Genomic DNA, 25411 nt, shown 5'->3' with positions numbered 1-25411 from the left:
GCGGTCTAGCATGATGTAAAGCTCACTTTACATCCGGAGGACGCCGTGACGTACGAGAAGAAGATCGCAAGGACCTACTATGCCGAGATGGCCGGCTCGCTGGCTGTGTACTGCGTGCTGATCGTGCTCGCCCTGCGCATCGGCAAACCAATGCCGGACGGCGCCGCGCGCACCCTGCTCCTGGTCAGCCCGATGGCCGGTTTCGTGCTGATGCTGTGGGCGATCATCCGGCAACTGGCGCGCATGGACGAGTACCTGCGCATCCGCCTGCTGGAAAATATCGCGATCGGCGCGGCGGTCACCGCTGGCCTGACCTTCACCTACGGGTTCCTGGAAACCGCGGGCTACCCGCAGCTGTCGATGTTCACGGTCTGGTGCCTGCTGGCGGGCGCCACCGGCCTGACCCAGCTCGCGCGCAAGGTGCTGGGCCGATGAACAACACCATCCGTCAGCTGCGCGCCGACCAGGGCTGGAGCCAGGCGCACCTGGCCGACCTGCTGAAGGTGTCGCGCCAGACCGTCAACGCCATCGAGACCGGCAAATACGACCCCAGCCTGCCGCTTGCCTTCGCGATCGCGAAGCTGTTCGGGCAGCCGATCGAATCGATCTTCACTCCAGACGAGGAACTTGCATGAACAAGGCATCCCTGTTGTTTGCACTGGCCGTGGCCGCGGCCGCGCCGTCGTTCGCGGCCGAACCGGCTCCACCGGCCAACCCCTACGCAATGCGCGTTGCGCCGGCCGAGCGTTTCGAGGTGGGGCCGCTGCGGGTCGAGCGGCACGGCAACGGCGGCCGCGCGCTCGTGCTCATTCCGGGCCTGGCCAGCGGGGCGTGGGTGTGGCAGGACGTGGTACGCGCATTCAGCGGCCGGCAGGCGGTATATGTGGTGACCCTGCCCGGCTTTGACGGCCGCGACGCGACGCCGTCGAACCTGGCGGCGGTGCGCAAGGCGCTGGGCGACCTGATCGTCGCGCGCGCCCTGGACAAGCCGGTACTGGTCGGCCACAGCCTGGGCGGCATGCTGGCCCTTGCGGTAGCCGAGGACAGCCCCGGATTCGTCGGCGGGGTCGTGGCAGTGGACGGTTTGCCTGTGCTGCCAGGCACCGAAGGCTACACGCCCGAGCAGCGCGCCGCTGCGCTCGCACAGGCCGGCACAGTCCAGGTTCAGTATTCGAAGGAGCAGTTTGCCGCCAGCCAGCACGCGTATATGAGCAGCGAGGGTGTGCTGGACATGACGCGCGCGGACATGCTGGCCGAGCTCACCTCGCGCAGCGATCCGGCGACAGTTCGGCGGGTGGTGGCCGACGCGCTGGCGCTCGATCTGCGCCCTGGCCTGTCGCGGATCACCGCGCCGATCCTGGAGATCTCGCCCTACTTTGCGGCCGACCAGAGCCAGGTGGGCATCACCGAGCAGGCCAAGCTTGAGTACTACAAGTCGCTGCTGGCGGGGGCGCCGAAGGTCGAGGTGGTGTCGATCTCGCCCGCGCGCCACTTTGTCATGTTCGACCAGCCCGCAAAGCTGCTCGACACGCTGCGTACCTATTTGTCCAAACTGGGAGGCTGACGATGAAAGAGTTTATCCGCTGGGCCGGGCAATACCTGATTGCCGCAAGCTCGATGTTCGCGATCCTGTCCGCCGTTGATGCCGGCAGCGGCACGGCGTTTGCCGAGGGCTGGAGGAGCAACCTGGCGTGGGCAATCGTCTCGGCCGCGATTTTTCATCGGCGCGCGCTACTACCAGGCCAAAAGCGGCGCCCCCTGCCGTGCCTGCGATTCCGTCAGGCCCAAGTAGACGACATGCGTAGGGTGGGCGGGTCTCCCGCCCACGCGTTCAGGCGGTGCATGCCCGGAGTGAACGCGACATCAGGCGGCAGCGGCAGTGAGCTGCGGGAGCGACGCCATCAGGTCGGCGAAGCGCTGACCCTGGATCATCACGTGCTCGCGCATCAGCTGCGCGGCCAGCTCTCCGTCGCCCTTGACGATCGCCTGCACCACCGCATCGTGCTCGGCGTATGAATTGCTGACGCGGTCGCGCACGCGCAACTGCAGCCGGCGGTAGGGCCGCAGGCGGCGGTACAGGCTGCGCGCCTGCTCGATCAGGAAGTGGTTGTGGCTGCCGGCGTAGATCGCCTGGTGAAAGGTCTCGTTGAGCGTGTAGTACTCGTCGGGATCGTCCACCGCGCGCTTGCACGCGCCGTGCGCGGCCAGCAGCGCTTCCTGCTCGGCCTTGGTCATGCGGCGCGCCGCCAGCCGCGCGCACACGGCTTCCAGCTCCGACATCACCTCGAACATCTCGACCAGCTGCTGCGGCCCCAGCTCCGCCACCACCGCGCCCCGCCGCGGACGGATCACCACCAGCCCCATCGACGAGAGCTGGATCAGCGTCTCGCGGATGGGCGTGCGCGACACCCCGAAGGCGTTCGCCAGTTCGGTCTCGTCCAGGTGCTGGCCCGGGGCCAGCTTGCCTACCGCGATCATTTCCTCTATTGCATCGCGTAATGTTTCCGAGCGGCTTTTCATGGTAGATTGCTATCAGCTTTTGTATATAAGCTGTAATTATAGAAGCTAAATAACGCTTGACAATGTATTTGTTGAGTTTATTCTTGTATACACAAAACGCGGACGATGCATACGGCTTGACCGAAGCACGATCTGCCTGGGTAGTCTGATTCAACATCTTGGAGGATGTATATGTCGGTAATGACACGCAGGGCCCTGCTGGGCGCGCTCGCCACCAGTCCACTCTGGGTGAACCCGGTCTGGGCGCAGTCGTCCAACCTGAAGATCTCGCACCAGTTCCCGGGCGGCAGCGTCGCCGAGGGTGATTTCCGCGACCGCCTGTGCCGCATGTTCGCGGCGGAAGTGGAAAAGCGCACGCGCGGCGCACTGAAGTTCTCGATCTACCCGGGCTCGTCGCTGATGAAGACCAACGCCCAGTTCTCGGCCATGCGCAAGGGCGCGCTCGACATGTCGCTGGTGCCGCTGTCGTACGCCGGCGGCGAGGTCCCCGAGGTGAACATCGGCCTGATGCCGGGCCTGGTGACCTCGTACGACCAGGGCATGGCATGGAAGAACAGCGAAGTGGGCAAGGAACTCGCGCGCATCCTGGCCGAAAAAGGCATCGTGGTGGTCAGCTGGATCTGGCAGGCGGGCGGCGTGGCCTCGCGCTCCAAGCCGATCATCGACCCCGAAGACGCGCGCGGCCTGAAGGTGCGCGGCGGCTCGCGCGAGATGGACCTGATCCTCAAGGAAGCCGGCGCCGCCGTCGTCACCCTGCCCTCCAACGAAATCTACGCCGGCATGCAGACGGGCGCGATGGACGCGGCGCTGACCTCGTCCACCTCGCTGATCTCGTTCCGCCTGGAGGAAGTCTCCAAGGCGCTGACCACCGGCCGCGCCGGCGCATACTGGTTCATGTTCGAGCCACTGATGATGTCCAAGGCCGTGTTCGACCGCCTGCCGAAGGACCAGCAAGCCGCCATCATGGCCGTGGGCGGCGATCTCGAAACCTTTGCGCGCAAGGCCGCGCAGGACGATGACGCCGCCGTAGCCGCCGTGTACCAGCGCGCGGGCGCCCGCGTGGCCGACCTGAACCCGGCCACGCTGAAGAAGTGGCAGGACATCGCGCGCAATACGGCATGGAAGGACTACGCCGCGCGCAACGCCAACTGCGCCAAACTGCTGTCGCTTGCGGAGAAGCTCCTGTGAGTCATGGCTTCGAGCTCGAGCAGGCCGCCGCGCCTGCTGTGCCCGACGGTACCGCCCTGGCGGTATTGTCGGGCTGGTTCGACAGCTTCAACAAGCTGCTGTTGAAGCTGTCGATGCTGGCCATCCTCGCCACCTCGCTGGTGCTCACCTACTCTGTCGCGACGCGCTACTTCTTCAAGTCGCCGACCGACTGGCAGGACGAGGCATCGGTGTTCATGCTGGTGGGGATGACGTTCTTCTGCACCGCCTGGGTCCAGTCGCAGCGCGGGCACATCGGCATCGAGGCGCTCGCTTCGGTGCTGCCGCGCCGGGTCAACGTGGTGCGCCTGTTCCTGGTGGACCTGCTGTCGCTGGCGTTCTGTGCGTTTTTCGCCTGGAAGGCCTGGGCGCTGTGCCATGAGGCGTGGGTGGACGGCCAGACCACGTCGTCAACGTTCGCGCCGCCGCTGTGGATCCCGTATTCGATGATGGCGGCCGGCATGACGATCCTGACGCTGCAGCTGCTGCTGCAGGTACTGATGCATTTCGCCGGCAAAGGGAAGACGGCATGAGCGATTTGACCCTTGGCGCGCTGTACGGCGCAATCACCCTGCTGGTGATGTTTTCCGGGATGCCGATTGCGTTCGCGCTCGGCGTGGTGGCCACCGGCTTCATGTACTTCTTCATGCCGCCCATGTCGCTCGACACGATCGCGCAGAACGTGTACGAGGAGATGGCGTCGATCACCCTGCTGTCGATCCCGCTGTTCATCCTGAAAGGCGCGGCGATCGGCAAATCACCCGCCGGGCGTGACCTGTACGCGGCGATCCACGCGTGGCTGCACAAGGTGCCGGGCGGTCTTGGCATCGCCAACGTCTTCGCCTGCGCCCTGTTCGCGGCCATGGCCGGCTCGTCGCCCGCCACCTGCTCTGCGATTGGCTCGGCCGGCATTCCCGAAATGCGCAAGCGCGGCTATTCGCCCGGTTTCGCGGCCGGCATCATCGCCGCCGGCGGCACCCTGGGCATTCTGCTGCCGCCGTCGATCACCATGATTCTGTACGCGGTGGCCGCCGAGCAGTCGCTGGGCCGCCTGTTCCTGGCCGGGATCGGCCCCGGCATGCTGCTGGTGCTGCTGTTCGCGGGCTATGCGGTGTACCGCGCACGCAAGGAATATGGCCTGGCGCTGGCGGCCTATGAAGGCAGCGGGGTGCAGTCGGCCTACCTTGAAAAGGAGCACTTCACGCTGTCGCAGAAGGTGGAGATGCTGCCGCGCGTGCTGCCGTTCGTGACGCTGCTGATCGGCGTGATGATCGCGCTGTACGGCGGCTACGCCACCCCGTCCGAAACCGCGGGCCTGGGCGCACTGCTGGCGCTGGTGCTGATCGCGATCGTGTACCGGGTGTGGAAGCCAAAGGACCTGTCGCCGATCCTGTCCTCGACGATCAAGGAATCGACAATGCTGCTGCTGATTATCGGCATGTCGCTGCTGTATTCCTATGTGATGAGCTACCTGCACATCAGCCAGTCTGCCGCGCAGTTCGTGGTCGACATGCACCTGTCGCGCTGGGTGCTGCTGGCGGTGATCCTGCTGATGGTGGTGGTGCTGGGCTTCTTCCTGCCGCCGGTGTCGATCATCCTGATGACTGCGCCGATCATCCTGCCGCCGCTGAAGGCTGCCGGCTTTGACCTGATCTGGTTCGGCATCGTGATGACGATCGTGATGGAGATGGGCCTGATCCACCCGCCGGTGGGACTGAACATCTTCGTCATCAAGAACATCGCGCCGGACATCCCGCTGCGCGACGTGATCATGGGCGTGCTGCCGTTCGTGGTGCTGATGGCGCTGGCCGTGGTGCTGCTGTGCGTGTTCCCGTCGATCTCGACCGCGCTGCCGAACATGCTGATGGGAGCCGCATGATGAACACCACCCCGAAGGTGTGGAATACGCTGCAGCAGAACCGCAGCGCGCGACTGGCCCGCGCCGGCGAGGCGCTGGGCAACGACCTCAACGGCAAGGCACTTCCCGCCGCGCGCATCAAGGACCTGCTGCACAGCGTGCTCGAATGCGGCGACCGCGTGTGCCTGGAAGGGAACAACCAGAAGCAGGCCGACTTCCTGGCGCAGGCGCTGGCCGGGCTGGACACGGCGCGCATCAACAACCTGCACATGCTGCAGTCGGTGCTGGCTTTGCCCGAGCACCTGGACGTGTTCGAACGCGGCGTGGCGTCCAGGCTCGACTTCTCGTTCTCCGGCCCGCAGGCCGGGCGGGTGGCCAAGCTGGCAGCCGCCGGCAAACTGAACATCGGCGCGATTCACACCTATCTCGAGCTGTTCAGCCGCTACTTCGTGGACCTGCCGCCGCGCGTGTCGCTGGTGGCGGCCGAGGCGGCAGACCGCAACGGCAACCTGTACACCGGCGCGAACACCGAGGATACGCCGGCGATCGTTGAAGCGACCACGTTCAAGAACGGCATCGTGATCGTGCAGGTGAACCGGGTGGTCGATAACCTGCCGCGCGTGGACATCCCGGGCGACTGGGTAGACTTCGTGGTGCAGTCGCCGCGCCCGTACTACATCGAGCCGCTGTTCACGCGCGACCCGGCGCAGATCTCCGAGATCCAGGTCCTGATGGCGATGATGGCCATCAAGGGCATCTATGCCGAGTACCAGATCGAGCGGCTCAACCACGGCATCGGCTTCGACACGGCGGCGATCGAGCTGCTGCTGCCGACCTACGCCACCTCGCTTGGGCTGAAGGGCAAGATTGCGCGCAACTGGGCACTGAACCCGCACCCGGCATTGATCCCGGCGATCGAATCGGGCTTTGTGGAGTCGGTCTACTCGTTTGGCTCCGAGCTGGGCATGGAAGAATACATCCGCGCGCGGCCCGACGTGTTCGCGGTGGGCCCGGACGGCAGCATGCGCAGCAACCGCGCGCTGTGCCAGGCGGCCGGCCACTATGCTTGCGACATGTTCATCGGCTCCACCTTGCAGATCGACTTGCAGGGCAACTCATCGACCGCAACGCTCGGCCGCATCGCCGGATTCGGCGGCGCGCCCAACATGGGCGCGGACGCACGCGGACGGCGCCATGCCAGCCCCGGCTGGCTCAAGGCCGGCCGCGAGGCGCGCGCCGGTTCCAGCGCCATCCCGCGCGGCCAGAAGCTGGTGGTGCAGATGGTCGAGACCTTCCGCGAACACATGCAGAGCGCGTTTGTCGAAAAGCTGGATGCATGGGAACTGGCCGAGCAGGCAGGCTTTGCGATCCCGCCGGTGATGATCTACGGCGAGGACGTGACCCACATCCTGACCGAGGAAGGCATCGCCAACCTGCTGCTGTGTCGCGGCGAGGAAGAGCGCGAGCAGGCCATCCGAGGCGTGGCCGGCTACACCCCGGTGGGCATCGGCCGCGACAAGCGCATGGTCGAGAACCTGCGCGACCGTGGCGTGATCCGCCGCGCCGAAGACCTGGGCATCGACAAGCGCCTGGCTACGCGCGACCTGCTGGCCGCGCGCAGCATGAAGGACCTGGTGCGCGCCTCGCACGGGCTGTACGACCCGCCGCGCCGCTTCAGGAACTGGTAAGGACATCATGGAAAAGCTTTCGTATCGATTTGAGGGCGGCTCGCGCAAGCTGCCGAAACAGGCAGAAGTGGTGGGCGTCGTCAGCTCCGGCAACCTGGAAGTGCTGATCGAAACGGCCCCGCTTGGCGGCGGCTGTGTCATCGACATCAGCACCGCTGCCGTAGGCTTTGGCGCGACATGGCAAGCCGTGATGGCCGACTTCCAGCAGCGCTGGCAGCTGGCCGACACGCGCATCGCCATCAACGACATGGGCGCCACACCCGCCGTGGTGAGCCTGCGCATGGATCAGGCGGTCGAGACCATGCTGGGGGACGGCCAATGAGCAGCTATCTGGAACTGACTGCGCGCGAGCGGCTCGCGCGCGTGTTCGACCACGCCAGTTTCGAGGAATTCCTGCCGCCTGCGGCGCGGGTGGTGAGCCCGCACCTGGGCCAGCTCGACGCGCCGGTAGCGTTCGACGACGGCGTGGCGGTGGGCCGCGGGCGGCTGGACGGCACGCCGGTCTTTGTCGCAGCGCAGGAAGGCGGATTCATGGGCGGCGCGGTGGGCGAGGTCCACGGCGCCAAGCTCACCGGCCTGCTGCGCCGCGCGATTGCCGAGCGGCCGGCAGCCGTGGTGCTGCTGCTCGAATCGGGAGGCGTGCGCCTGCACGAGGCGAACGCCGGCCTGGTCGCGGTTTCCGAGGTGATGCGCGCGGTGCTGGATGCGCGTGCCGCGGGCATCCCCGTCATTGCACTGGTCGGCGGCGCCAACGGCTGCTTCGGCGGCATGGGCATCGTCGCGCGCTGCACCAACATGGTCATCATGTCGGAGGAAGGACGTCTTGCGATGTCCGGGCCGGAGGTCATCGAGACCACCAACGGCGTGGAAGAATTCGATTCGCGCGACCGGGCGCTGGTGTGGCGCACCACGGGCGGCAAGCATCGCTACCTGCTGGGCGACTGCCAGGCGCTGGTGGCGGACGACACCGACGCCTTTCGCGCCGCCGCCATTGCGGCCGTGGCGCGCTACGCGAGCGCGAGCGCCGAGCTGACGCTGGAAGCGCTCGAACGCGAGCAAGCCATGCTGGCGGACCGGCTGGAGCGCTTTGGCGGGCTGTCGGAACCGATGGAGATCTGGCGCGCACTCGGCATCGCCAAGCCAGAGCAGGTGCCGATGCTGGATGCGGAAAAATTCGTTGAACTGGCCGCCAACGCCAGGGTGGGAGTGAACTGATGGACTGGAAAACCCTGGCGGACCAGCTTTTCCCGGGCGGTTACGAGATCAGCGAGCAGGACCTGTTCCTGAGCGGGACGGCGCAGGCGGCTGGCGAAACGGTCGCCGTGGTCGGCACGACCGGGCATGCGCCGATTGGCGTGGAGATCGCGCTGGCGCAGGCCCGCTTCATCCTGCAGACGGTGCGCGAGCATCCGGGACGGGCCATCATGCTGCTGGTGGACACGGTCGGCCAGCGGCTGCGGCACCGCGACGAGATGTTGGGCATTAACAGCTACATGGCGCATCTGGGCAAGTGCGTGGACTTCGCACGCCGCCGTGGGCACCGGGTGATCGGCCTGGTGTACGACCAGGCGCTGTCGGGCGGTTTCATCACCAGCGGCCTGATGGCCGACGCATGCTACGCGCTGCCCGAATCGACGATCCGCGTGATGGCGCTGCCCGCAATGGCGCGCATCACCAAGGTGCCGGAAGAACGCCTCGTCGAGCTCGCGGGCAGCAACCCGGTCTTTGCGCCAGGCGCCGAAAACTACCTGCGCATGGGCGGGGTTCAGGAGATCTGGTCGGGCGACCTGGCCGAGCAGCTCGAGACAGCCATGGCTGCCGAGCACCGCTCCGACGAGCGCGCGGCCCTCGGCCTGTGGCGCGGCGGGCGCAAGCTGGCCAAGCCGGTCGCCGATGCAATCGTCTCGGGTAGTGATGTACTCGCGTCATGACATTGTCTGGCTGACTCCGGACGGATGGAGCGAGGCGCTGGCGCAAGTGCCGGCGCCATTGCGCGCGCCGGTCGAGCGCTGGCGGCGTGCAAACTGGCCCGCCGTGGTACGCCGCAACGATGCCAACCTGGCAGATGGCTTCGTCTGCGCCGGGATTCCGCTGCCGCCTGACCGTGAGACCGGCATCAAGCCACGCGTTGCGCTGCGGCTGCGCTTGTCCTCGATCGACCGCCGCACTGGCGCGTTTGCGCTGGCACGCGCTGTCGATGCCGCGCCAGCCGGGTGGCGGGCCGCGCTCGGCCTGCTGTCCGACCTGCAGCTGCGCGTCTATGGTTCGCTGGCGATGCAGGCCTTCACCGGGCTGGACTACCTCACGCCCTCTTCCGATATCGACGTGCTGTTCGCGCCCACCGATCAGGTGGCGTTGGACGCGGGCATCGCGCTGCTGTCCCATGTGGCAGAACGCTTGCCGCTGGACGGCGAAGTCGTCTTCCCCGGCGGCGCCGCTGTGGCCTGGAAGGAGTGGCGCGATGCGCGCGGCAGCGGGCGCAAGGTACTGGCAAAACGCATCGACGAGGTGCGGCTGGTCTCGCCCGACGAGCTGGCTGCGGCGTTGGAAGCATGATGACCCACCTGGCAACGGCCCACCATGCCGCCTGGCCTGCCGCGCCTTTCTGGCAGCGCAGCTTATGCGCCGAGGTCGCGCGCGTTGCGGTGCGCTGCCTGTACACCGAGCTGGCCCTCTATCCAAAGCCGGGCCTGGTCTCTCTGGTGGACAACGGCAGCCACACCGACATGAACGCCGCCACCTTCATGCGCAGCATGTTCGCGTTGCGCCGCTACTTTGGCGCGATCTGCCAGGCTGGGATCGACGGCGCGCCGTTCGCGCGGCTCAAGCAGCTCGGCATCGAGGCCGAAAAGCGCATGCTCAAGGCCACCGGCGGCATCAATACCCACCGCGGCGCGATCTTCAGCGTGGGACTGCTGTGCGCCGCCATCGGACGAGCGCGCGCGCAATCGATGCGGCTCACTCCCTCGACGCTGCGCGCCGTGCTCCTGCTGAGCTGGGGCGCGGAGTTGGCCGGCCACACCGCCGAATGCGGCGCCGCCTCGAATGGCCTGCGCGCCGCCGCCCTGCATGGCGCAAGCGGTGCGCGCGAAGAAGCGGCGCTTGGATTCCCGTCCGTGTTCGAGGTCGCCCTGCCCGCGCTGGCCGGCAAACTTGCGGCCGGGCGCGGCCACTACCGCGCGCGGATCGACACGCTGTTCGCGCTGATGGCGCACATGAGCGACACCAACGTCTTCCACCGCGCCGGCAGCGAAGGCGCTGCGCTGGTGCGTGAACGCGCGCGCTGTTTTCTGGACCTCGGCGGCACCGCCCATCCGGCATGGAAGGAGGCGGCGCTGCACTGCCACCGGCAGTTCGTGGCCCGCCGCATCTCCCCTGGCGGCGCGGCCGACCTGCTGGCGGCCACCTGCCTGGTCCACAGCGTCACCACGCAGCCAATCCCATGACGACGCGTCTGTTGATCCTCTGTCCCGGCCAAGGCAGCCAGAGCCCGGCGATGTTCGACATCGCGCGCGCCGACGAGCGCGCGGCCGAGTTCATCGCCCGGCATGCTCCCGCGTTCACCGAGGCGGACATGTTCGACAACCGTGTGGCCCAGCCCTTGATCGTCACCGCAACGCTGGCGATCTGGGAAGCGCTACGCGACCGCATTCCCCAACCTTCGCTTGCGGCCGGGTACAGCATCGGCGAACTGGCCGCCTACGCGGTCGCGGGGGCCTTCACAGCCGGGCAGGCGGTGGAGCTCGCGGCAGCGCGCGCGGGATTGATGGACCAGGCCGGGGCAGCGCACCCGGACCAGGCCATGCTGGCCGTGAGCGCATTGCCGGTTCAGCAGGCGCGCGCGCTGGCCGAGCAGCATGGCGCCGCGGTGGCCATCGTCACTGCCGGGGACAGCTGCATCGTCGGCGGCGGTCGAACTGCGTTACTGGAAGTTGAGCGCGCGGCCGCGGCCCGCGGCGGACGGTGCCAGTTGCTGCCGGTGGCGGTCGCATCGCACACGCCGCTGATGGCTGGCGCCGTCGCGCCTTTCGCGGCAACGCTGCAGGGCGCGCCGTTCGGGATGCCGCTTTGCCCGGTCCTGTCAGGCATCGATGCATCACGCGTCGACGACAAGGCGCGCGCAGTGGAGCACCTCTCGCGCCAGCTCGCGCAGACGATTGTTTGGGATGCGTGCATGGACGCCGCCGTCGAAGCGGGCGCCACGGTGGCACTGGAACTCGGGCCTGGCGCGTCCCTGGCGCGCATGTTCAGGTCGCGCTATCCCGACCTGGCGTGCCGCTCGGTTTCCGAATTCAGGAGTATCGAAGGGATCGTGGCCTGGATCGAACGCCAGGCCAGCTGAGCTCAACCGCCGGTCACCGGCGGGAAGAACGCGACCTCTGCCCCGTCACGCAACGGCGTGCCGGACTCGCACATGACCTGGTTGAAGGCCATGCGCAGCGCGCGTTCGTGAGACAAGGCCTCGGCCCACGCACCACCGCGCGCGATCAGGAAATCGCGCAGCGCGCCGACAGTGGACACCTCTGCAGGCAGCGACACGCTTTCCTGCGACACGCCGAGTGCTTCGCGCACGCTGGCAAAAAAACGCAAAGTGATCTTCATGCGACTCCTAGTGCTGCAGTTCGGCGAACGGGATGAAACGCACGGTGTCGCCCTTCGCAATCGGGTGCCCCGGCGGATTGTCAATCAGGCCCTCGCCCCACACGGTCGAGGTGAGCACGCCCGAGCCCTGGTTGGGGAACAGGTCGAGGCCGCCCTCGGCATTGATCCCGGCGCGCAGAAATTCGTTGCGCCGGTCGGCCTTGGGCCAGTCGAAGTCGGCGCGCATCGGATAGGTGCGCGGCTCGACCGGTCTACTCACACCCTGCAGGCGCAGCAGGAAGGGCCGCACGAACAGCAGGAAAGTGATGAAACTCGACACCGGGTTGCCCGGCAGGCCGAGGAAGAAGGCCGATCCGTCCTCGCGCCGCACCTCGCCGAATGCCAGCGGCTTGCCCGGCTTGACGGCGATCTGCCACATGTTCAGGCGCCCTTCCGCTTCGACCGCCGGCTTGATGTGGTCTTCCTCGCCCACCGACACGCCACCGGAGGTGATGATCAGGTCATGGCCGCGCGCGGCCTCGCGCAGGGTCGAGCGGGTGGCGTCGAGCGAGTCGGGCACGATGCCGAAGTCGCTGATCTCGCAGCCGAAGTTCTGCAGCAGGCCGCGCAGGGTAAAGCGGTTGGAGTTGTAGATCGCGCCTGGCGCCAGCGGCTCGCCCGGCATCGCCAGTTCGTCGCCGGTGAAAAACACCGCCACGCGCACGCGCCGGCGCACGGGCAGGCTCGCCAGCCCCACCGACGCGGCCAGCCCGAGTTCCTGCGCGCGCAGCCGCGTGCCCGCCGGCAGGATCACTGAACCGGCCACGATGTCCTCGCCGGTGCGGCGGATCCATTCGCCGGGTCTGGGCGCGTGCTTGACGATGACATGTTCGCCATCTGCCTCGCACTGTTCCTGCATCACCACCGCGTCGGCGCCCTCCGGAATCAGGGCGCCAGTGAAGATGCGCGCTGCCGAGCCGCTGGCCAATGGCTGGCCGACATGGCCCGCCGGGATGCGCTGTGCGATATGCAGCCGGGCGCTGCCGCTGGCGCAGTCGGCCGCGCGCACCGCGTAGCCGTCCATCTGCGTGTTGTCGGCGGACGGCACGTTGAGGGTGGACGCCTGGTCCTGCGCCAGCACGCGCCCGTTCGCCTCAAGCGTCGGGATGGTCTCGATCCCCTCGACCGGCCTTGCGGCCGACAGCAGGAAATCGAGCGCCTCGCGCACGGACAGCATGGGTTTGCGAGCTGGTTGTTCGGCCATGGTTACAGTCCCGTATGTGCGGCGATGAAGGTCTTCATCTCGTCGACGTTCGGCTTCATCACCACGTATTTCTGCGGCAGCGACTCGATGTCCTCGAAGCCGGACGGACGGTCCGCATTGCGGCCGAGGGCCTCGACGATGGTCTCGTTGAACTTGGCGGCCAGCGCCGTTTCCAGCACGATCATCGGCACGCCGGCGCGCACATGTTCGCGCGCGACCTTGACGCCGTCGGCGGTATGGGTGTCGATGGTCAGGCCGCTCTTCTCGAACACATTGCGGATGGTCGCAATGCGGTCGGCGTGCGTCGATTTGCCGGACGCGAAACCGTAGCCGGCGACCTTGGCGAACTCGTCGCCGTCGCTGCCCGGCGCGCCGGACAGGTCGAAGCCGCCTTCGGTATCGACCTTGCGGAACAGCGCGCGCACGCGCTCGGGGTCGCGGCCCACCAGGTCATACACGAAGCGCTCGAAGTTGGACGCCTTGGAGATGTCCATCGACGGGCTGGTGGTGTGGAAGGTCTCGGCCGACTTGCGCACGCGGTAGCGGCCGGTGCGGAAGAACTCGTCGAGCACGTCGTTTTCGTTGGTGGCGACGATCAGCTGGTCGATCGGCAGGCCCATCATGCGCGCGATGTGGCCGGCGCAGATATTGCCGAAGTTCCCCGAGGGGACGGTGAACGAGACCTTCTGGTCGTTGGAGGTGGTGGCCGCGAGATAGCCGCGGAAGTAGTACACCACCTGGGCCACCACGCGTGCCCAGTTGATCGAATTGACGGTGCCGATCTTGTGGCGCGCCTTGAACGACAGGTCGTTCGACACGGCCTTGACCATGTCCTGGCAGTCGTCGAACACGCCTTCGACCGCGATGTTGAAGATGTTCGGGTCGTGCAGGCTGAACATCTGCGCGGTCTGGAACGCGCTCATCTTCTTGTGCGGAGAGAGCATGAACACGCGAATGCCGCGCTTGCCGCGCATCGCGTACTCGGCGGCGCTGCCGGTGTCGCCCGAGGTGGCGCCAAAGATGTTCAGTTCGTCGTCGTTCTTCGCCAACGCGTATTCGAACAGGTTCCCCAGGAGCTGCATCGCCATGTCCTTGAACGCGAGCGTGGGGCCGTTGGACAGCGATTGCAGCACCAGCACCTTGTCGCCGTCGCGCTCGAGTTCGCGCAGCGGGGTGATGTCGGCAGGATTGTCGCCTGCGCGCGCGTTGCGGTAGACGTCGGCGGTGTAGGTCTTTGCCGTTAATGCCTTCAGGTCGGCGTCCGGAATGTCGGTCGCGAACTTGCGCAGGATTTCATACGCCAGCCCGGCGTACGGCAGCGTGCGCCATGCGTCCAGCTCGGCGCCGGTCACCCTGGGGTACTCGGCCGGGAGGAACAGGCCGCCGTCGGGGGCCAGGCCGCCCAGCAGGATATCGGAAAAGTGGTTCGGATTACGGGCGGACGATTCGGCGGTCGCGCGGGTCGAGACGTATTGCATAGGGGTCGAAAATCGGGTTGGGATGCTCAGGTCGAGGGTTATTATAGTGCTTCGACCGGGGCTGGGCCGTTTTCGGGGCAGTTGCGCCCCCGCCGGGGCGGGGGCAACATGCGTACGCGGCGCTATCAGCAGGCTGCGTGGTTGACCGTAACCACATGGATCGCCAGGCCGCCCAGCGAGGTTTCCTTGTACTTGGCCTGCATGTCGAAACCGGTCTGGCGCATGGTTTCAATGACGTCGTCCAGGCTCACGAAGTGGGTGCCGTCGCCCTTGAGCGCGAGGGACGCCGCGGTGATCGCCTTGATGGCCCCCATGCCGTTACGCTCGATGCAGGGGATCTGCACCAGCCCGCCGATCGGGTCGCAGGTCATGCCAAGGTGGTGCTCGATGCCGATTTCAGCGGCATTTTCGATCTGCTCATTCGTCCCACCGAGTGCGGCGACCAGCCCGGCGGCGGCCATGGCGCAGGCCACGCCGACCTCGCCCTGGCAGCCGATCTCGGCGCCGGAGATCGAGGCGTTGCGCTTGCAGAGCATGCCGATGGCGGCCGATGTGAGCAGGAAGTCGCGGATGCCGCAATTCGGGTCGCTCGGGCGGCAGTCCTGCGCGTAGTAGCGCAGAACGGCCGGAATGATCCCGGCGGCGCCGTTGGTCGGGGCGGTGACGACACGGCCGCCGGCCGCGTTTTCCTCGTTGACGGCCATCGCGAACAGGCTCACGTGGTTCAGCGCGTCATGCGGCAGCTCGTTGCGGTGCACACCCGATGCGGCGGCGTCCTGCTCCTGCTTCCACAACTTGGCGGCGCGGCGCCGCACGTTCAGGCCACCCGGCAGTTGGCCGTGCGTGACCAGCCCGTGCGCGATACAGTCGCGCATCACCTGCCAGATGCGGTCCAGGCCCGCGTCCAGGTCTTGTTCGCCCATGCGCGCGCACTCGTTCTCGCGCAGCATGCGCGGGATCGACAGGCCATGCTGCTTGCCATGCGCGAGCAGCTGGGTCATGGTGTCGAACGGGTACGGCACCTGAGAGCGCGCGGCCTGCTGTGGCGCCGCCTGGGTTTCGCCAGCCGCGGTGATGAAGCCGCCGCCGACCGAATAGTAGATCTTTTCCGCCGTATGGCCGTCGGCGTACCGCAGCACGAAGCGCATCCCGTTGGGGTGCTCGGGCAGGGTCTCGGTCTTGTGCCAGATGAGATTGGCGCGCGCCGTGAACGGCACGTCCTTCTCGCCCAGCAGCTTGAGCCGGCCGTCCAGCTCCGCCTCGGCGAGCTTGTCCTCGACCGTATCGGGATCGACGTGCTGCGGGGTTTCGCCCATCAGTCCAAGGATCACGGCCTTGTCGGTCGCGTGGCCAACGCCGGTGAGCGCGAGCGAGCCATACAGGTGCGCCTCCACCGCGACCACGGTGTCGAGCGGCCCGGCATCGACAAGGAAGCGGCGCGCGGCGACCATCGGCCCCACGGTGTGCGAGCTCGATGGCCCGATCCCGATCTTGAACAGGTCAAATACGCTCATGTCCATGAGCTGTCTCCATGATGTGTTTATGGTTGGCCCGTCGCTGTGCAGGCCCTCGCCGTCTGTGCGGCTTTGCTGTTTTATGCTGCTTCGCTGACGCTGACGTCGATATTCTTGAGCATGTCGGCGACCATCTCCTCGACACCGATGCGGGCCTTCCAGCCCCAGTCGGCGCTCGCGCGGCTGTCGTCCAGGCTGCGCGGCCAGGTATCGGCAATCGCCTGGCGGCTGTCGGGCTTGTACGCGATCTTGAATTCGGGGAGCGCGCGCGCGATCGCCGCGGCCAGCTCGCGCGGGTTGAACGACACCCCGGCCACGTTGTACGACGAGCGGATCTTCACCTTGTCGGCCGGCGCTTCCATCAGTTCCACCGTGGCGCGGATCGCGTCCGGCATGTAGATCATCGGCAGTGTGGTCTCGGGGCCAAGGAAGCACTCGTAAGTCTGGCCGCGCAGCGCCGCATGGAAGATCGCGATGGCGTAGTCGGTGGTGCCGCCGCCCGGGGGCGACTTGAAGCTGATGATGCCGGGGTAGCGTATGCTGCGCACGTCCACGCCGTATTTGGTGTGATAGTACTCGCACAGGCGCTCGCCGGCCAGCTTGCTGATGCCATAGATCGTGGTCGGGTCCATGATCGTGTACTGCGGAGTGCCTTCGTTTGGGGTGTTGGGGCCGAAGGCGGCGATCGAGGACGGCCAGAACACCTTCAGCGGCTTGCCGGCCTCGCCACGCTCGCGCGCGATCTCGAGGATATTGAGCAGGCCGTCCATGTTGAGCGTCCAGGCCTTGAGCGGCGCCTTTTCGCCGGTGGCCGACAGCAGCGCCGCCAGCTGGTACACCTGGGTGATGCCTTCGGCGGCGACGAGGGCGCTCAGGCGCGCCTTGTCCAGCACGTCCAGCTGCATGTAGCGGCGGGCGCCGAAGCGGTTCTCAGGGCTGATGTCGGCGGCGATCACGTTGTCAAGGCCATGCTTGTCCGCCAGCGCGGTCACGAGCTCGCTGCCGATCTGTCCGTTGGCGCCGATGATGAGGATGCGTTCCATGTGCTTTTTCGTGTAAATCGTTTTATTGTTTGATGATGCCCAGCTCGCGGCCGGCCTGCTCGAAGGCCTTGAGCACGGTGTCGAGCTGTTCGCGGGTGTGCGCGGCCGAGAGCTGCACGCGCACGCGCGCCTGGCCCATCGGCACGACCGGGTAGAAGAAGCCGGACAGCAGCACGCCCAGTTCGAACATGCGCGCGGCGAATTTCTGCGCCACCGGGGCATCGAACAGCATGACCGGCACCACCGGGTGCGTGCCCGGCCTGATGGTGAAGCCGATACGCTCGATCTCCTTGCGGAAGTAGGCGGTGTTCTCGTGCAGGCGGTCGCGCAGCTCGGTGGATTTGCTGATACGCTCCAGCACGGAGAGCGAAGCGCCGGCGATCATCGGGGCCAGCGTGTTGGAGAACAGGTAGGGGCGCGACTTCTGGCGCAGCGTCTCGATCACTTCCTTGCGGCCCGAGGTGAAGCCGCCCATGGCGCCGCCCAGCGCCTTGCCGAGCGTGCCGGTGATGATGTCGATGCGGCCCACCACCCCGCAGTGCTCGTGCGTGCCGCGGCCGGTCTTGCCCATGAAGCCCGACGCGTGCGAGTCGTCCACCAGGGTCAGCGCACCGTATTTCTCGGCCAGCTCAACGATCTTGTCCAGCTGGGCGATGGTGCCGTCCATCGAGAACACGCCGTCGGTGACGATCACCTTGTGGCGCTTGCCCGCCTCGGTTGCGGCCTGCAGCTGCTTTTCCAGGTCGGCCATGTCGTTGTTGGCGTAGCGGTAGCGCGCGGCCTTGCACAGGCGGATGCCGTCAATGAGCGAGGCGTGGTTCAGCGCGTCGGAGATGATGGCGTCGTTCTCGTCGAACAGCGGCTCGAACACGCCGCCGTTGGCGTCGAACGCGGCCGCGTACAGGATGGTGTCTTCGGTGCCGAGGAAGTTCGACAGCGCGCGCTCCAGCTCCTTGTGCACCGTCTGGGTGCCGCAGATGAAACGCACCGACGACAGTCCGTAGCCGTATTTGTCCAGCGCGGCGGCGGCGGCTTTCGCGGTCTCGGGGTCGCCCGACAGGCCCAGGTAGTTATTGGCGCACATGTTGATGAGCGTGCGGCCGTCCTCCGACACCACCTGCGCGCCCTGGCGCGAGGCGAGCACGCGTTCCGGCTTGAACAGGCCCTGCTCGCGCAGGCTGGCCAGGTTCTGCTGCAGCTGCTGGTAGAACGCTTGATCGCTCATCTCTATCTCCCTTGTCCGTGGAAGCCGGCTTGACCGGCAGTTGTACTATGCTGTACCGTTTTGCCGAGTCCTGCAGCAGTTCGGCTTGCTGTTCGCGTTCCGTTATGTCGAACGCGAATTCAATATAATGAATCTTACGCCCGCCTGTTGAACTTGGCAAGTTCCTCAGGCTATCAGATATCACCTTTCGTTGTAGCCAATGAAAACAACTGTTACCACCAACGCGCCACCAGAAGTCGGGGCCACCCTGCAGCGCCTGCGCCTGGCGCGCGGACTGACGCTGGAAGACCTGTCGCGCATCGCCGGCGTGTCCAAGTCGATGCTGTCGCAAATCGAGCGCGAAAAGGCCAACCCGACCATCGCGATCACCTGGCGCCTGGCCAATGCGCTCGGGGTGGCGATCGGCGAACTGCTGTCGTCCGAGCCGCGCGACGTGGAAACGATCCGCGTGGTGGAGGCGCACGAGACTCCTACCCTGCCAGGCAATCACGCAGGCTATGCGCTGCGCATCCTGGGGCCGATGGAACTGGCGGGTAAGTACGAGTGGTATGAGCTGACGCTGGCGCCGGGCGGCGAACTGGCTTCGCAAGCCCACGACCCGGGCACCAGCGAGCACCTGACGGTGCTGCATGGGACGCTGGAAGTCGAGGTCGGGTCGAGCACGCGCAAGGTGAAGTCGGGCGGCACCGCGCGCTATCCGGCGGACCAGAGTCATGCGGTGCGCAATGCGGGCAAGACCGAGGCGAAGGCGCTGCTGGTGGTGGTGCACCGCTGACCTCCGTAGGCGGCACTTGTGCCCACGCGTCACACCAGGCGGCGCGCGGGCCCGCGTGGGCTCGAGAGCCCACCCTACCCTTATTGACGCAATACGTGGCGAGAATCGGTAGGGTGGGCGGGTTTCTCGCCCACGCGTTCAACTAGTCCCGAGAACACCGCGTCGGCACTTCCTGCGCTTGAACGCGTGGGCAGCGAGCTGCCCACCCTACGGCTTACATACCCAGATTCTTGGCCAGGAAGCCCCAGCGGTCGGCCACTTCTTCGATCTGCTTGGTGGTCGGCTTGCCGGCGCCGTGACCGGCCTTGGTGTCGATACGGATGATGACCGGCGCGCTGCCCGCCTGCGAGGCCTGCAGGGTGGCGGCAAACTTGAAGCTGTGCGCCGGCACCACGCGGTCGTCATGGTCCGCTGTCGTCACCATCGTCGCCGGGTAGCAGGTCCCCGGCTTGAGGTTGTGCAGCGGCGAGTACTTGACCAGCGCCTTGAATTCTTCCGGGTTCTCCGACGAGCCGTAGTCCGAGGTCCAGGCCCAGCCGATCGTGAACTTGTGGAAGCGCAGCATGTCCATCACGCCCACCATCGGGATCGCCGCGCGGAACAGGTCCGGGCGCTGGGTCATCGCCGCGCCCACCAGCAGGCCACCGTTGCTGCCGCCGCCGATCGCAAGCTTGGCTGGAGAGGTGACCTTGTGGTCGACCAGCCACTGGGCCGCGCCGATGAAATCGTCGAACACGTTCTGCTTTTTCAGCTTGGTGCCCGCCTCGTGCCAGGCTTCGCCGTATTCGCCGCCGCCGCGCAGGTTGGGCACCGCGTACACGCCGCCCATTTCCATCCAGGCCAGGTTGGCCGGCGAGAAGCTGGGCGTGAGCGAGATGTTGAAGCCACCGTAGCCGTACAGGTAGGTCGGGTTGTTGCCGTCCTGCTTGAGCCCCTTCTTCGAGACGATGAACATCGGCACCCGGGTGCCGTCGCGGCTGGTGTAGAACACCTGGCGGGTCTCGTAGTCGTCCGGGTTGAACTGCACCTTCGGCTGGCGGAACACGCTGCTCTTCCCGCTCTTCATGTCGAGGCGGTAGATGGTGGTCGGGGTGGTGAAGCCGGTGAACGAGTAAAAGGTCTCGCTGTCGCCGCGCTTGCCGGTGAAACCCGCCGCCGAGCCGATGCCCGGCAGTGCAATTTCGCGCACCAGCTTGCCCTTCAGGTCCACCACTTTGACCACGCTGCGTGCGTCCTTCAGGTATTCGACCACGAGCTGGTTGTTGATCATGTGGGCCGACGCCAGCGTGTCTTCGCTCTCCGGCAGGACTTGCTGCCAGTGCGCTTCCTGCGGCTTGCGCGTGTCGATGGCGACGATGCGCTGGCGCGGCGCGTTGCGGTCGGTGACGAAGTAGAACACCGGGCCGACGTTGTCGATGAATTCGTAGGCGGCGTCGAAGTTGTCGATCAGCGGCTCGACTTTGGCGCCCGCGCGGCTCAGGTCCTTGTAGAAGATGCGGTACTTGTGGGCGGTGCCCTTGGTCGCCGTAATCAGGAGGTAGCGGCCGTCGTCGGTGGTGTGCGCTCCGAAACCCCATTCCTTCTGGTCAGGACGGTCGTACACCAGCTGGTCGGCATCCTGCGTGGTGCCGATGCGGTGGTAGTACAGCTTCTGGAAGTAGTTCACGTCGGCCAGCTTGGTCGCTTCCTTCGGCTCGTCATAGCGGCTGTAGAAGAAGCCCTTGCCGTCGTGCGTCCACGCGGTGTTCGAGAACTTGACCCACTTGATGTGGTCCGCCAGGTCCTTGCCGGTGGCGATGTCGCGCACCTTCCACTCGTTCCAGTCCGAGCCCGAGGCAGCGGTGCCGTAGGCGAGCAGCTTGCCGTCCGGGCTCACCTCGGCGCCGGACAGGGCCACGGTGCCGTCGGCCGCCAGCGTGTTCGGGTCGAGCAGCATGCGCGGGGTGTCGGTGAGCGACTTCATGGTGTACAGCACCGACTGGTTCTGCAGGCCGTCGTTGCGGCTGTAGAAATAGCGGCCGCCCTCGCGCTGCGGCACCGAGTAGCGCTCGAAGTTCCACAGCTCGGTCAGGCGGCGGCGGATCGCGTCGCGCTGCGGGATCTGCGCCAGATAGGCTTGGGTGACCTGGTTCTCGGCCTCGACCCAGGCGTGGGTTTCGGCGCTGTTGGCGTCTTCCAGCCAGCGATAGGGATCGGCGACGGTGGTGCCGTGGTAGTTGTCGGTCTGGTCAACTTTCTTCGTGACCGGGTAGGTCAGCGGTGCGCCGTACTGCGGGCAGGTTTGCGCAGTGGTGGCGCCGGCGCCGACGGCCGCGATCAGGCCGGCGACGACGGGTGCGTGTCTCAGGTGCATGTTGTTCTCTTTCTTGAGGCGTTGAACGGGGGCGATGCCGGAGGGCATGATAGCGCGAATTGGAGCGGGCGAGCATCACGGCCGGGGGGGCGCGGTGTTTCATGCAGGGCGGGCAGGTTCTCCTGCCCACGCGCTCAGTGGCGGGAGGAATCATCGAGAAGCCGACGCCAGTTGGACGCGTGGGCAGGAAACCTGCCCACCCTACGCATGCGCCACGGTCGGCTTAACTCGCTTCCCCGTCCAGCCTGCGATGCGTGAGCTGCCACTGCCGCGACATGTCCAGCGCCCAGCCGATCTCGGCCGGCGACAGCCGGCGCGCGACGATGCTCTTGTTGGCGCTGGCCGTCTCGTCTCCGGCGTCGGCGGCCAGCAGCATCCACATGTACGAACGCACCTTGTCCCGCTCTACCCCGCGGCCGCTGCCGTACATGCCGCCAAGGTTGTACTGGGCCAGCGCATGCCCCTGTTCGGCGGCCTTCTGGTACCAGTACACGGCCATCACGTCGTCGTGCGGAACGCCCTGCCCGTTGGCGTACATGACGCCCAGGTTGTTCTGGGCGCTGGCATCGCCCTGGTCGGCAGCCATCTGGTACCAGTAGGCAGCGCGCGCTTCGTCGCTGGGGACGCCCTGCCCGTTGGCGTAGATGACGCCAAGGTTGAACTGGGCGTTGGCCGCGCCCTGTTCGGCAGCGCGCAGGTACCACTCCAGCGCGCGCTGCGCATCGCGCTCCACCCCGCGGCCGTTGGCGTACATGTTGCCAAGGTTGTACTGCGCCAGCACGTGGCCCTGTTCGGCCGCGCGCTGATACCACGTCATGGCGCGCACCTCGTCGTGCTCCACGCCCTGCCCGTTGGCCAGCATCAGGCCCAGCGCGAACTGGGCTTCCTTGTCGCCCTGCTCGCCTGCGCGTTGCAGCCAGGCCATTGCGCGCAGCGGATCGGGCTTGACGCCCTGCCCCTCGGCGTACGCCATGCCCAGCTGGCGCTGCGCCACCGGGTCGCCCTGTGCGGCCGCCTGGCGGAACCAGCACAACGCCTGCACGTCGTTGGGCTCCACCCCCAGGCCACGCTTGTACATGAGACCCAGGTTGAGCTGCGCCGGCGCGTTGCCCTGCACGGCGGCCTTGCGGAACCAGGCCATGGCCAGCGGGTAGTTGGTGGCCGCCCCCTGCCCATGCAGGTAGCATTCGGCCAGCAGGTTCTGGGCGCTGGCGATGCCCTGCTCGGCCGCACGGTAGAACCAGGCCAGCGCCATGTCGGGGTTGGGCTGGACCCCGCGCCCTTTCTTGTACATTTGGCCCAGGTTCTGCTGGGCCGAGGCGTCCCCTTGCTCGGCGGCGCGGCGGAACCAGTAGGCGGCCTCGGCATCGTTCTGGTCCACGCCACGGCCGTTGTAGTACATGGCGCCAAGGTGGTTCTGGGCGAACGCGAGCCCCTGGCGGGCGGCCTGGCGCATCCATTTGAACGCCACGGCCTCGTCGCGCTCCACACCCTCGCCTTTTCTATACAGCAGGCCCAGGTTGAATTGCGCGTACGGATCGCCCCGCTCGGCCGCCTGGCGGAACCATACGTAGGTCTGCTGATAGTCCTCGCGAGAGAGATTCTGGCGGTTCATCTGTTCCTCCGGCCCAGGGCCGTTGCAAACGCAGAAAAATCGGACCGACCAGGCCAAGCGGCCTCATAAGTATTGCTAAAATTTTAAGTGTGCGAAGGGACCGGGAGTTTGACTGCGCACAATCGTGCTGACCCGTGACGCATAAAAAACGCGTCGGGCGCGGGGAGGAGTTGCTAAATGGCAACGTCGCGAGCGGGCGCGTCGCTCACGCCGGCACTGCGGCTGGCGATGTATTTTCCCATCCAGGCCGGCACTTTGGCCGCGGCCACCTTGTTGAGCGAGGCCAGCAGCGAGGGCTCGACCTGTCCCAGCCCATATTCGCGCCCGAGGTGGCGGCCAATGTGCAGCAGCACCTCGGCCGCGACTTCGGCGTCGGCCTCGGCCCGGTGGGCGGCGCTGCGAAACCCGATGCCCAGCCGCCCCGACAGCTGCCCCAGCTTGTAGCTCGGCAGCCCCGGGAACACCCGGCGCGACAGCTTGAGCGAGCACACCAGGTCGGCGTGCGCGCACTGGCGGCCCAGGCGTTCGCCTTCGGCCTTCAGGAATTTTTCGTCGAAGCTGGCGTTGTGCGCGGCCAGCGTGTCGGTGCCGATGAAATCGATCAGCTCCGGCACCACCCGGCTGGCCGGCGGCGCAGCGTCCACCATGTCCTGCGAAATGCCGGTCAGCGCGGTGATGAACGCCGGGATGCGGGCACCGCAGTTGACCAGCGAAACGTAACGCTCGGTCACGCGAGCGCCGACGATGCGCAGGGCCGCCACTTCGGTGATGCGGTCGCCCATCGCCGGCGACAGGCCGGTGGTCTCGAAGTCGAGCATCACGATCGGTTTGTCAAACACGCTCATGGCTCACCCGAAGCGCCGTGCGGCGTCGAGCGCAAGGCCCGCGCCGATGCTGCCGAACAAGTCGCCCTCGACCTTGCGCGCCTGCGGCAGCAGTGCCCCGATCCGCTCGCGCAGCGCCGCCACGCCGCTCGAGCCGCCGGTGAAGAACACGGTATCGACCCGGTCGGCGTCGATGCCGGCATCGGCCAGCAGCGCCGACACCGTGGCCGCAACCGCATCGACGGCCTGCGCGATGGCGTCGGCAAAACCGTCGCGCGTCAGGTCGAGCAGCGCGGGCGGGTCCAGCCGGTCCAGCTCGAGCGCGATCGCGGGCGTGGACGACAGGGCGATCTTTGCTTCTTCCACGCGCATGGCCAGCCAGTGACCGGCGCGGTCTTCGACCAGCCGGTGCAAGCGCGCCAGCTTGTCCGGCTCGCAGGCGTCACGCACCAGCTCGGCCAGCTGCGCGGCGCTCTTGCGCGTATAGGCCAGGTTGATCGTGTGCCAGGTGGCCAGGTTGAAGTAGTAGCTGGACGGCACCTGCGCGCCGGACACCAGCATGCTGCCGTGCCCCAGCAGCGGCATCACCGCGGCCAGGCTCAGGTACTTGTCGAAATCGGTGCCGCCGATGTGCACGCCGCCGCTGCCGAGGATGTCATCGCGGCGCTCTGCAAGGCGGGCGCGCTCGGGCGACAGCCGCACCAGCGAAAAGTCCGAGGTGCCGCCGCCGATGTCGGCCACCAGCACCAGTTCCTCGCCGGCGATCTGCGATTCATAGTCGAACGCGGCCGCGATCGGCTCGTACTGGAAGCCCACCTCCTCGAAACCGACCGCTTGCGCGACCTGGGCCAGCGTGTCCTGCGCCAGCCGGTCGGCGTCGGGGTCGCCATCGACAAAAAACACCGGGCGCCCGAACACGGCGTGGCGGAACGGCTGCCCCGCCTCGCGCTCGGCACGCCGCTTGAGTTCGCCGATGAACTGGGACAGCAGCACGCGGAACGGCAGCGCGCGCCCGGCGACCTCGGTCTGGCCGTCGATCAGGCTGGTGCCGAGCAGGCTCTTGAGCGAGCGCATCAGGCGCCCTTCGTAGCCCTCCAGGTAGTCCGCCAGCGCGGCACGGCCGTAGCGCACCTCATTGTCGTCGGCGTTGAAGAACACGGCTGATGGCAGGGTCGGCTTGCCGTCCTCGAGCGCGAGCAGCGACGGCAGGCCGGGCCGCGCCCAGCCGACAGTGGAGTTGGAGGTGCCGAAATCGACGCCGCAAGCCTTGGCCATGTCTGACTTTCAAAAAGGGCGGCAATGTTACCAGATTCCGCCGCTTCCGTGCCCAGCCGTTGCGTCCACGCGTCGTGCATGGATGCCGTTGCTTATTGCTGATTATCAAGAATTGCCTCCGTCAAAAAGATACGCTGAGGAACTTGGAGCCGGTTTCTTTTAGGGGGGTTACCTTGAACACGAAACGCACCA

The 25411-nt window shown here is 66.8% G+C and carries 25 protein-coding genes; 14 read left to right on the top strand and 11 right to left on the bottom strand.

Going from position 1 to position 25411, the window contains the following annotated elements:
* Window positions 1–45 precede the first annotated feature (45 nt).
* From NX773_RS16635 to NX773_RS16625, 3 genes are read left to right on the top strand one after another with little or no spacing between them, the layout of a single operon-like run.
* Window positions 46–435, top strand: coding sequence for a hypothetical protein (locus tag NX773_RS16635; protein ID WP_258857433.1), 390 nt, complete (start codon window positions 46–48; stop codon window positions 433–435).
* Window positions 432–635: a helix-turn-helix transcriptional regulator gene (locus NX773_RS16630; protein ID WP_258857432.1), complete on the top strand. Its 204-nt coding sequence runs from the start codon at window positions 432–434 to the stop codon at window positions 633–635. The genes NX773_RS16635 and NX773_RS16630 overlap by 4 nt, the downstream gene beginning before the upstream one ends.
* A complete protein-coding gene (locus tag NX773_RS16625) occupies window positions 632–1564 on the top strand; it encodes an alpha/beta fold hydrolase (protein ID WP_258857431.1) in 933 nt (310 codons plus the stop codon). The genes NX773_RS16630 and NX773_RS16625 overlap by 4 nt, the downstream gene beginning before the upstream one ends.
* A 299-nt stretch (window positions 1565–1863) precedes the next feature.
* On the opposite strand, the gene NX773_RS16620 is transcribed toward NX773_RS16625, so the two are convergent.
* Window positions 1864–2520, bottom strand: a complete 657-nt coding sequence (locus NX773_RS16620; protein ID WP_258857430.1) for a GntR family transcriptional regulator — start codon at window positions 2518–2520, stop codon at window positions 1864–1866.
* 171 nt (window positions 2521–2691) lie between these two features.
* Here NX773_RS16620 and dctP point away from each other — a divergent pair, with 171 nt between their 5' ends.
* From dctP to NX773_RS16570, 10 genes are read left to right on the top strand one after another with little or no spacing between them, the layout of a single operon-like run.
* A complete protein-coding gene (gene dctP, locus NX773_RS16615) occupies window positions 2692–3708 on the top strand; it encodes a TRAP transporter substrate-binding protein DctP (RefSeq protein WP_258857429.1) in 1017 nt (338 codons plus the stop codon).
* The gene (locus NX773_RS16610) at window positions 3705–4259 is read left to right on the top strand and encodes a TRAP transporter small permease (protein WP_258857428.1); all 555 of its coding nucleotides are present in this window, start codon (window positions 3705–3707) and stop codon (window positions 4257–4259) included. Before dctP ends, NX773_RS16610 begins: the two co-directional genes overlap by 4 nt.
* Window positions 4256–5605, top strand: coding sequence for a TRAP transporter large permease (locus tag NX773_RS16605; protein WP_258857427.1), 1350 nt, complete (start codon window positions 4256–4258; stop codon window positions 5603–5605). The genes NX773_RS16610 and NX773_RS16605 overlap by 4 nt, the downstream gene beginning before the upstream one ends.
* Window positions 5605–7272 carry a malonate decarboxylase subunit alpha gene (gene mdcA, locus NX773_RS16600; protein ID WP_258857448.1) on the top strand — a complete coding sequence of 556 codons (1668 nt, stop codon included), beginning with the start codon at window positions 5605–5607 and terminating at the stop codon, window positions 7270–7272. Before NX773_RS16605 ends, mdcA begins: the two co-directional genes overlap by 1 nt.
* 7 nt (window positions 7273–7279) lie before the next feature.
* The gene (mdcC, locus tag NX773_RS16595; protein WP_258857426.1) at window positions 7280–7594 is read left to right on the top strand and encodes a malonate decarboxylase acyl carrier protein; all 315 of its coding nucleotides are present in this window, start codon (window positions 7280–7282) and stop codon (window positions 7592–7594) included.
* On the top strand, window positions 7591–8487 hold the full coding sequence (locus NX773_RS16590) for a biotin-independent malonate decarboxylase subunit beta (RefSeq protein ID WP_258857425.1): 897 nt from the start codon (window positions 7591–7593) through the stop codon (window positions 8485–8487). The genes mdcC and NX773_RS16590 overlap by 4 nt, the downstream gene beginning before the upstream one ends.
* A complete protein-coding gene (locus NX773_RS16585) occupies window positions 8487–9203 on the top strand; it encodes a biotin-independent malonate decarboxylase subunit gamma (RefSeq protein ID WP_258857424.1) in 717 nt (238 codons plus the stop codon). Before NX773_RS16590 ends, NX773_RS16585 begins: the two co-directional genes overlap by 1 nt.
* On the top strand, window positions 9187–9828 hold the full coding sequence (mdcG, locus tag NX773_RS16580) for a malonate decarboxylase holo-[acyl-carrier-protein] synthase (protein WP_258857423.1): 642 nt from the start codon (window positions 9187–9189) through the stop codon (window positions 9826–9828). The genes NX773_RS16585 and mdcG overlap by 17 nt, the downstream gene beginning before the upstream one ends.
* A complete protein-coding gene (mdcB, locus tag NX773_RS16575) occupies window positions 9828–10718 on the top strand; it encodes a triphosphoribosyl-dephospho-CoA synthase MdcB (RefSeq protein ID WP_258857422.1) in 891 nt (296 codons plus the stop codon). The genes mdcG and mdcB overlap by 1 nt, the downstream gene beginning before the upstream one ends.
* The gene (locus NX773_RS16570; RefSeq protein ID WP_258857421.1) at window positions 10715–11614 is read left to right on the top strand and encodes an ACP S-malonyltransferase; all 900 of its coding nucleotides are present in this window, start codon (window positions 10715–10717) and stop codon (window positions 11612–11614) included. Before mdcB ends, NX773_RS16570 begins: the two co-directional genes overlap by 4 nt.
* Window positions 11615–11616: 2 nt before the next feature.
* On the opposite strand, the gene moaD is transcribed toward NX773_RS16570, so the two are convergent.
* From moaD to NX773_RS16540, 6 genes are all read right to left on the bottom strand, one after another.
* A complete protein-coding gene (gene moaD / locus NX773_RS16565; protein ID WP_258857420.1) occupies window positions 11617–11874 on the bottom strand; it encodes a molybdopterin converting factor subunit 1 in 258 nt (85 codons plus the stop codon).
* 7 nt (window positions 11875–11881) lie between these two features.
* Complete coding sequence (locus NX773_RS16560; RefSeq protein WP_370662261.1) at window positions 11882–13090, bottom strand: molybdopterin molybdotransferase MoeA; 1209 nt, start codon at window positions 13088–13090, stop codon at window positions 11882–11884.
* A gap of 29 nt (window positions 13091–13119) precedes the next feature.
* Window positions 13120–14595, bottom strand: coding sequence for a threonine synthase (thrC, locus tag NX773_RS16555; protein WP_258857418.1), 1476 nt, complete (start codon window positions 14593–14595; stop codon window positions 13120–13122).
* Between the two features lie 125 nt (window positions 14596–14720).
* Complete coding sequence (locus tag NX773_RS16550) at window positions 14721–16115, bottom strand: L-serine ammonia-lyase (protein ID WP_258857417.1); 1395 nt, start codon at window positions 16113–16115, stop codon at window positions 14721–14723.
* A 74-nt stretch (window positions 16116–16189) separates the two neighbouring features.
* A complete protein-coding gene (locus NX773_RS16545) occupies window positions 16190–17152 on the bottom strand; it encodes an NAD-dependent epimerase/dehydratase family protein (protein ID WP_258857416.1) in 963 nt (320 codons plus the stop codon).
* 22 nt (window positions 17153–17174) lie between these two features.
* Entirely contained in the window at window positions 17175–18377 is a 1203-nt protein-coding gene (locus NX773_RS16540; protein WP_258857415.1) for a glycine C-acetyltransferase, read from the bottom strand.
* A 199-nt stretch (window positions 18378–18576) separates the two neighbouring features.
* On the opposite strand from NX773_RS16540, the gene NX773_RS16535 reads away from it, so the two are divergent.
* Window positions 18577–19152 (top strand): helix-turn-helix domain-containing protein, encoded by a 576-nt coding sequence (locus NX773_RS16535; protein WP_258857414.1) that lies wholly within the window; start codon window positions 18577–18579, stop codon window positions 19150–19152.
* A gap of 214 nt (window positions 19153–19366) precedes the next feature.
* Here the strand turns inward: NX773_RS16535 and NX773_RS16530 are convergent, their stop codons facing one another.
* The 4 genes from NX773_RS16530 to NX773_RS16515 all read right to left on the bottom strand — a co-directional run bounded on the left by NX773_RS16530 (window position 19367) and on the right by NX773_RS16515 (window position 25219).
* Window positions 19367–21505, bottom strand: a complete 2139-nt coding sequence (locus tag NX773_RS16530; RefSeq protein WP_258857413.1) for a prolyl oligopeptidase family serine peptidase — start codon at window positions 21503–21505, stop codon at window positions 19367–19369.
* Between the two features lie 223 nt (window positions 21506–21728).
* On the bottom strand, window positions 21729–23120 hold the full coding sequence (locus NX773_RS16525; protein ID WP_258857412.1) for a tetratricopeptide repeat protein: 1392 nt from the start codon (window positions 23118–23120) through the stop codon (window positions 21729–21731).
* Window positions 23121–23293: 173 nt separating this feature from the next.
* Window positions 23294–23965, bottom strand: a complete 672-nt coding sequence (locus NX773_RS16520) for a 3'-5' exonuclease (RefSeq protein ID WP_258857411.1) — start codon at window positions 23963–23965, stop codon at window positions 23294–23296.
* A 3-nt stretch (window positions 23966–23968) separates the two neighbouring features.
* Window positions 23969–25219, bottom strand: a complete 1251-nt coding sequence (locus NX773_RS16515; RefSeq protein ID WP_258857410.1) for an Hsp70 family protein — start codon at window positions 25217–25219, stop codon at window positions 23969–23971.
* Window positions 25220–25411 lie beyond the last annotated feature (192 nt).

The sequence above is a fragment of the Massilia solisilvae genome, from assembly GCF_024753215.1.
Lineage (GTDB): Bacteria > Pseudomonadota > Gammaproteobacteria > Burkholderiales > Burkholderiaceae_D > Telluria > Telluria solisilvae.
This window is presented reverse-complemented; position numbering and strand designations above follow the sequence as displayed.

Bases quoted from the DNA above. Each gene is read 5' to 3' on its own strand.
- NX773_RS16630 (WP_258857432.1), top strand. From the start codon at position 432: ATGAACAACACCATCCGTCAGCTGCGCGCCGACCAGGGCTGGAGCCAG.
- NX773_RS16625 (WP_258857431.1), top strand. From the start codon at position 632: ATGAACAAGGCATCCCTGTTGTTTGCACTGGCCGTGGCCGCGGCCGCG.
- NX773_RS16620 (WP_258857430.1), bottom strand. From the start codon at position 2,520: ATGAAAAGCCGCTCGGAAACATTACGCGATGCAATAGAGGAAATGATC.
- dctP (WP_258857429.1), top strand. From the start codon at position 2,692: ATGTCGGTAATGACACGCAGGGCCCTGCTGGGCGCGCTCGCCACCAGT.
- NX773_RS16605 (WP_258857427.1), top strand. From the start codon at position 4,256: ATGAGCGATTTGACCCTTGGCGCGCTGTACGGCGCAATCACCCTGCTG.
- mdcA (WP_258857448.1), top strand. From the start codon at position 5,605: ATGAACACCACCCCGAAGGTGTGGAATACGCTGCAGCAGAACCGCAGC.
- mdcC (WP_258857426.1), top strand. From the start codon at position 7,280: ATGGAAAAGCTTTCGTATCGATTTGAGGGCGGCTCGCGCAAGCTGCCG.
- NX773_RS16590 (WP_258857425.1), top strand. From the start codon at position 7,591: ATGAGCAGCTATCTGGAACTGACTGCGCGCGAGCGGCTCGCGCGCGTG.
- NX773_RS16585 (WP_258857424.1), top strand. From the start codon at position 8,487: ATGGACTGGAAAACCCTGGCGGACCAGCTTTTCCCGGGCGGTTACGAG.
- mdcG (WP_258857423.1), top strand. From the start codon at position 9,187: ATGTACTCGCGTCATGACATTGTCTGGCTGACTCCGGACGGATGGAGC.
- mdcB (WP_258857422.1), top strand. From the start codon at position 9,828: ATGACCCACCTGGCAACGGCCCACCATGCCGCCTGGCCTGCCGCGCCT.
- NX773_RS16570 (WP_258857421.1), top strand. From the start codon at position 10,715: ATGACGACGCGTCTGTTGATCCTCTGTCCCGGCCAAGGCAGCCAGAGC.
- moaD (WP_258857420.1), bottom strand. From the start codon at position 11,874: ATGAAGATCACTTTGCGTTTTTTTGCCAGCGTGCGCGAAGCACTCGGC.
- NX773_RS16560 (WP_370662261.1), bottom strand. From the start codon at position 13,090: ATGCTGTCCGTGCGCGAGGCGCTCGATTTCCTGCTGTCGGCCGCAAGG.
- thrC (WP_258857418.1), bottom strand. From the start codon at position 14,595: ATGCAATACGTCTCGACCCGCGCGACCGCCGAATCGTCCGCCCGTAAT.
- NX773_RS16550 (WP_258857417.1), bottom strand. From the start codon at position 16,115: ATGGACATGAGCGTATTTGACCTGTTCAAGATCGGGATCGGGCCATCG.
- NX773_RS16545 (WP_258857416.1), bottom strand. From the start codon at position 17,152: ATGGAACGCATCCTCATCATCGGCGCCAACGGACAGATCGGCAGCGAG.
- NX773_RS16540 (WP_258857415.1), bottom strand. From the start codon at position 18,377: ATGAGCGATCAAGCGTTCTACCAGCAGCTGCAGCAGAACCTGGCCAGC.
- NX773_RS16535 (WP_258857414.1), top strand. From the start codon at position 18,577: ATGAAAACAACTGTTACCACCAACGCGCCACCAGAAGTCGGGGCCACC.
- NX773_RS16530 (WP_258857413.1), bottom strand. From the start codon at position 21,505: ATGCACCTGAGACACGCACCCGTCGTCGCCGGCCTGATCGCGGCCGTC.
- NX773_RS16525 (WP_258857412.1), bottom strand. From the start codon at position 23,120: ATGAACCGCCAGAATCTCTCTCGCGAGGACTATCAGCAGACCTACGTA.
- NX773_RS16520 (WP_258857411.1), bottom strand. From the start codon at position 23,965: ATGAGCGTGTTTGACAAACCGATCGTGATGCTCGACTTCGAGACCACC.
- NX773_RS16515 (WP_258857410.1), bottom strand. From the start codon at position 25,219: ATGGCCAAGGCTTGCGGCGTCGATTTCGGCACCTCCAACTCCACTGTC.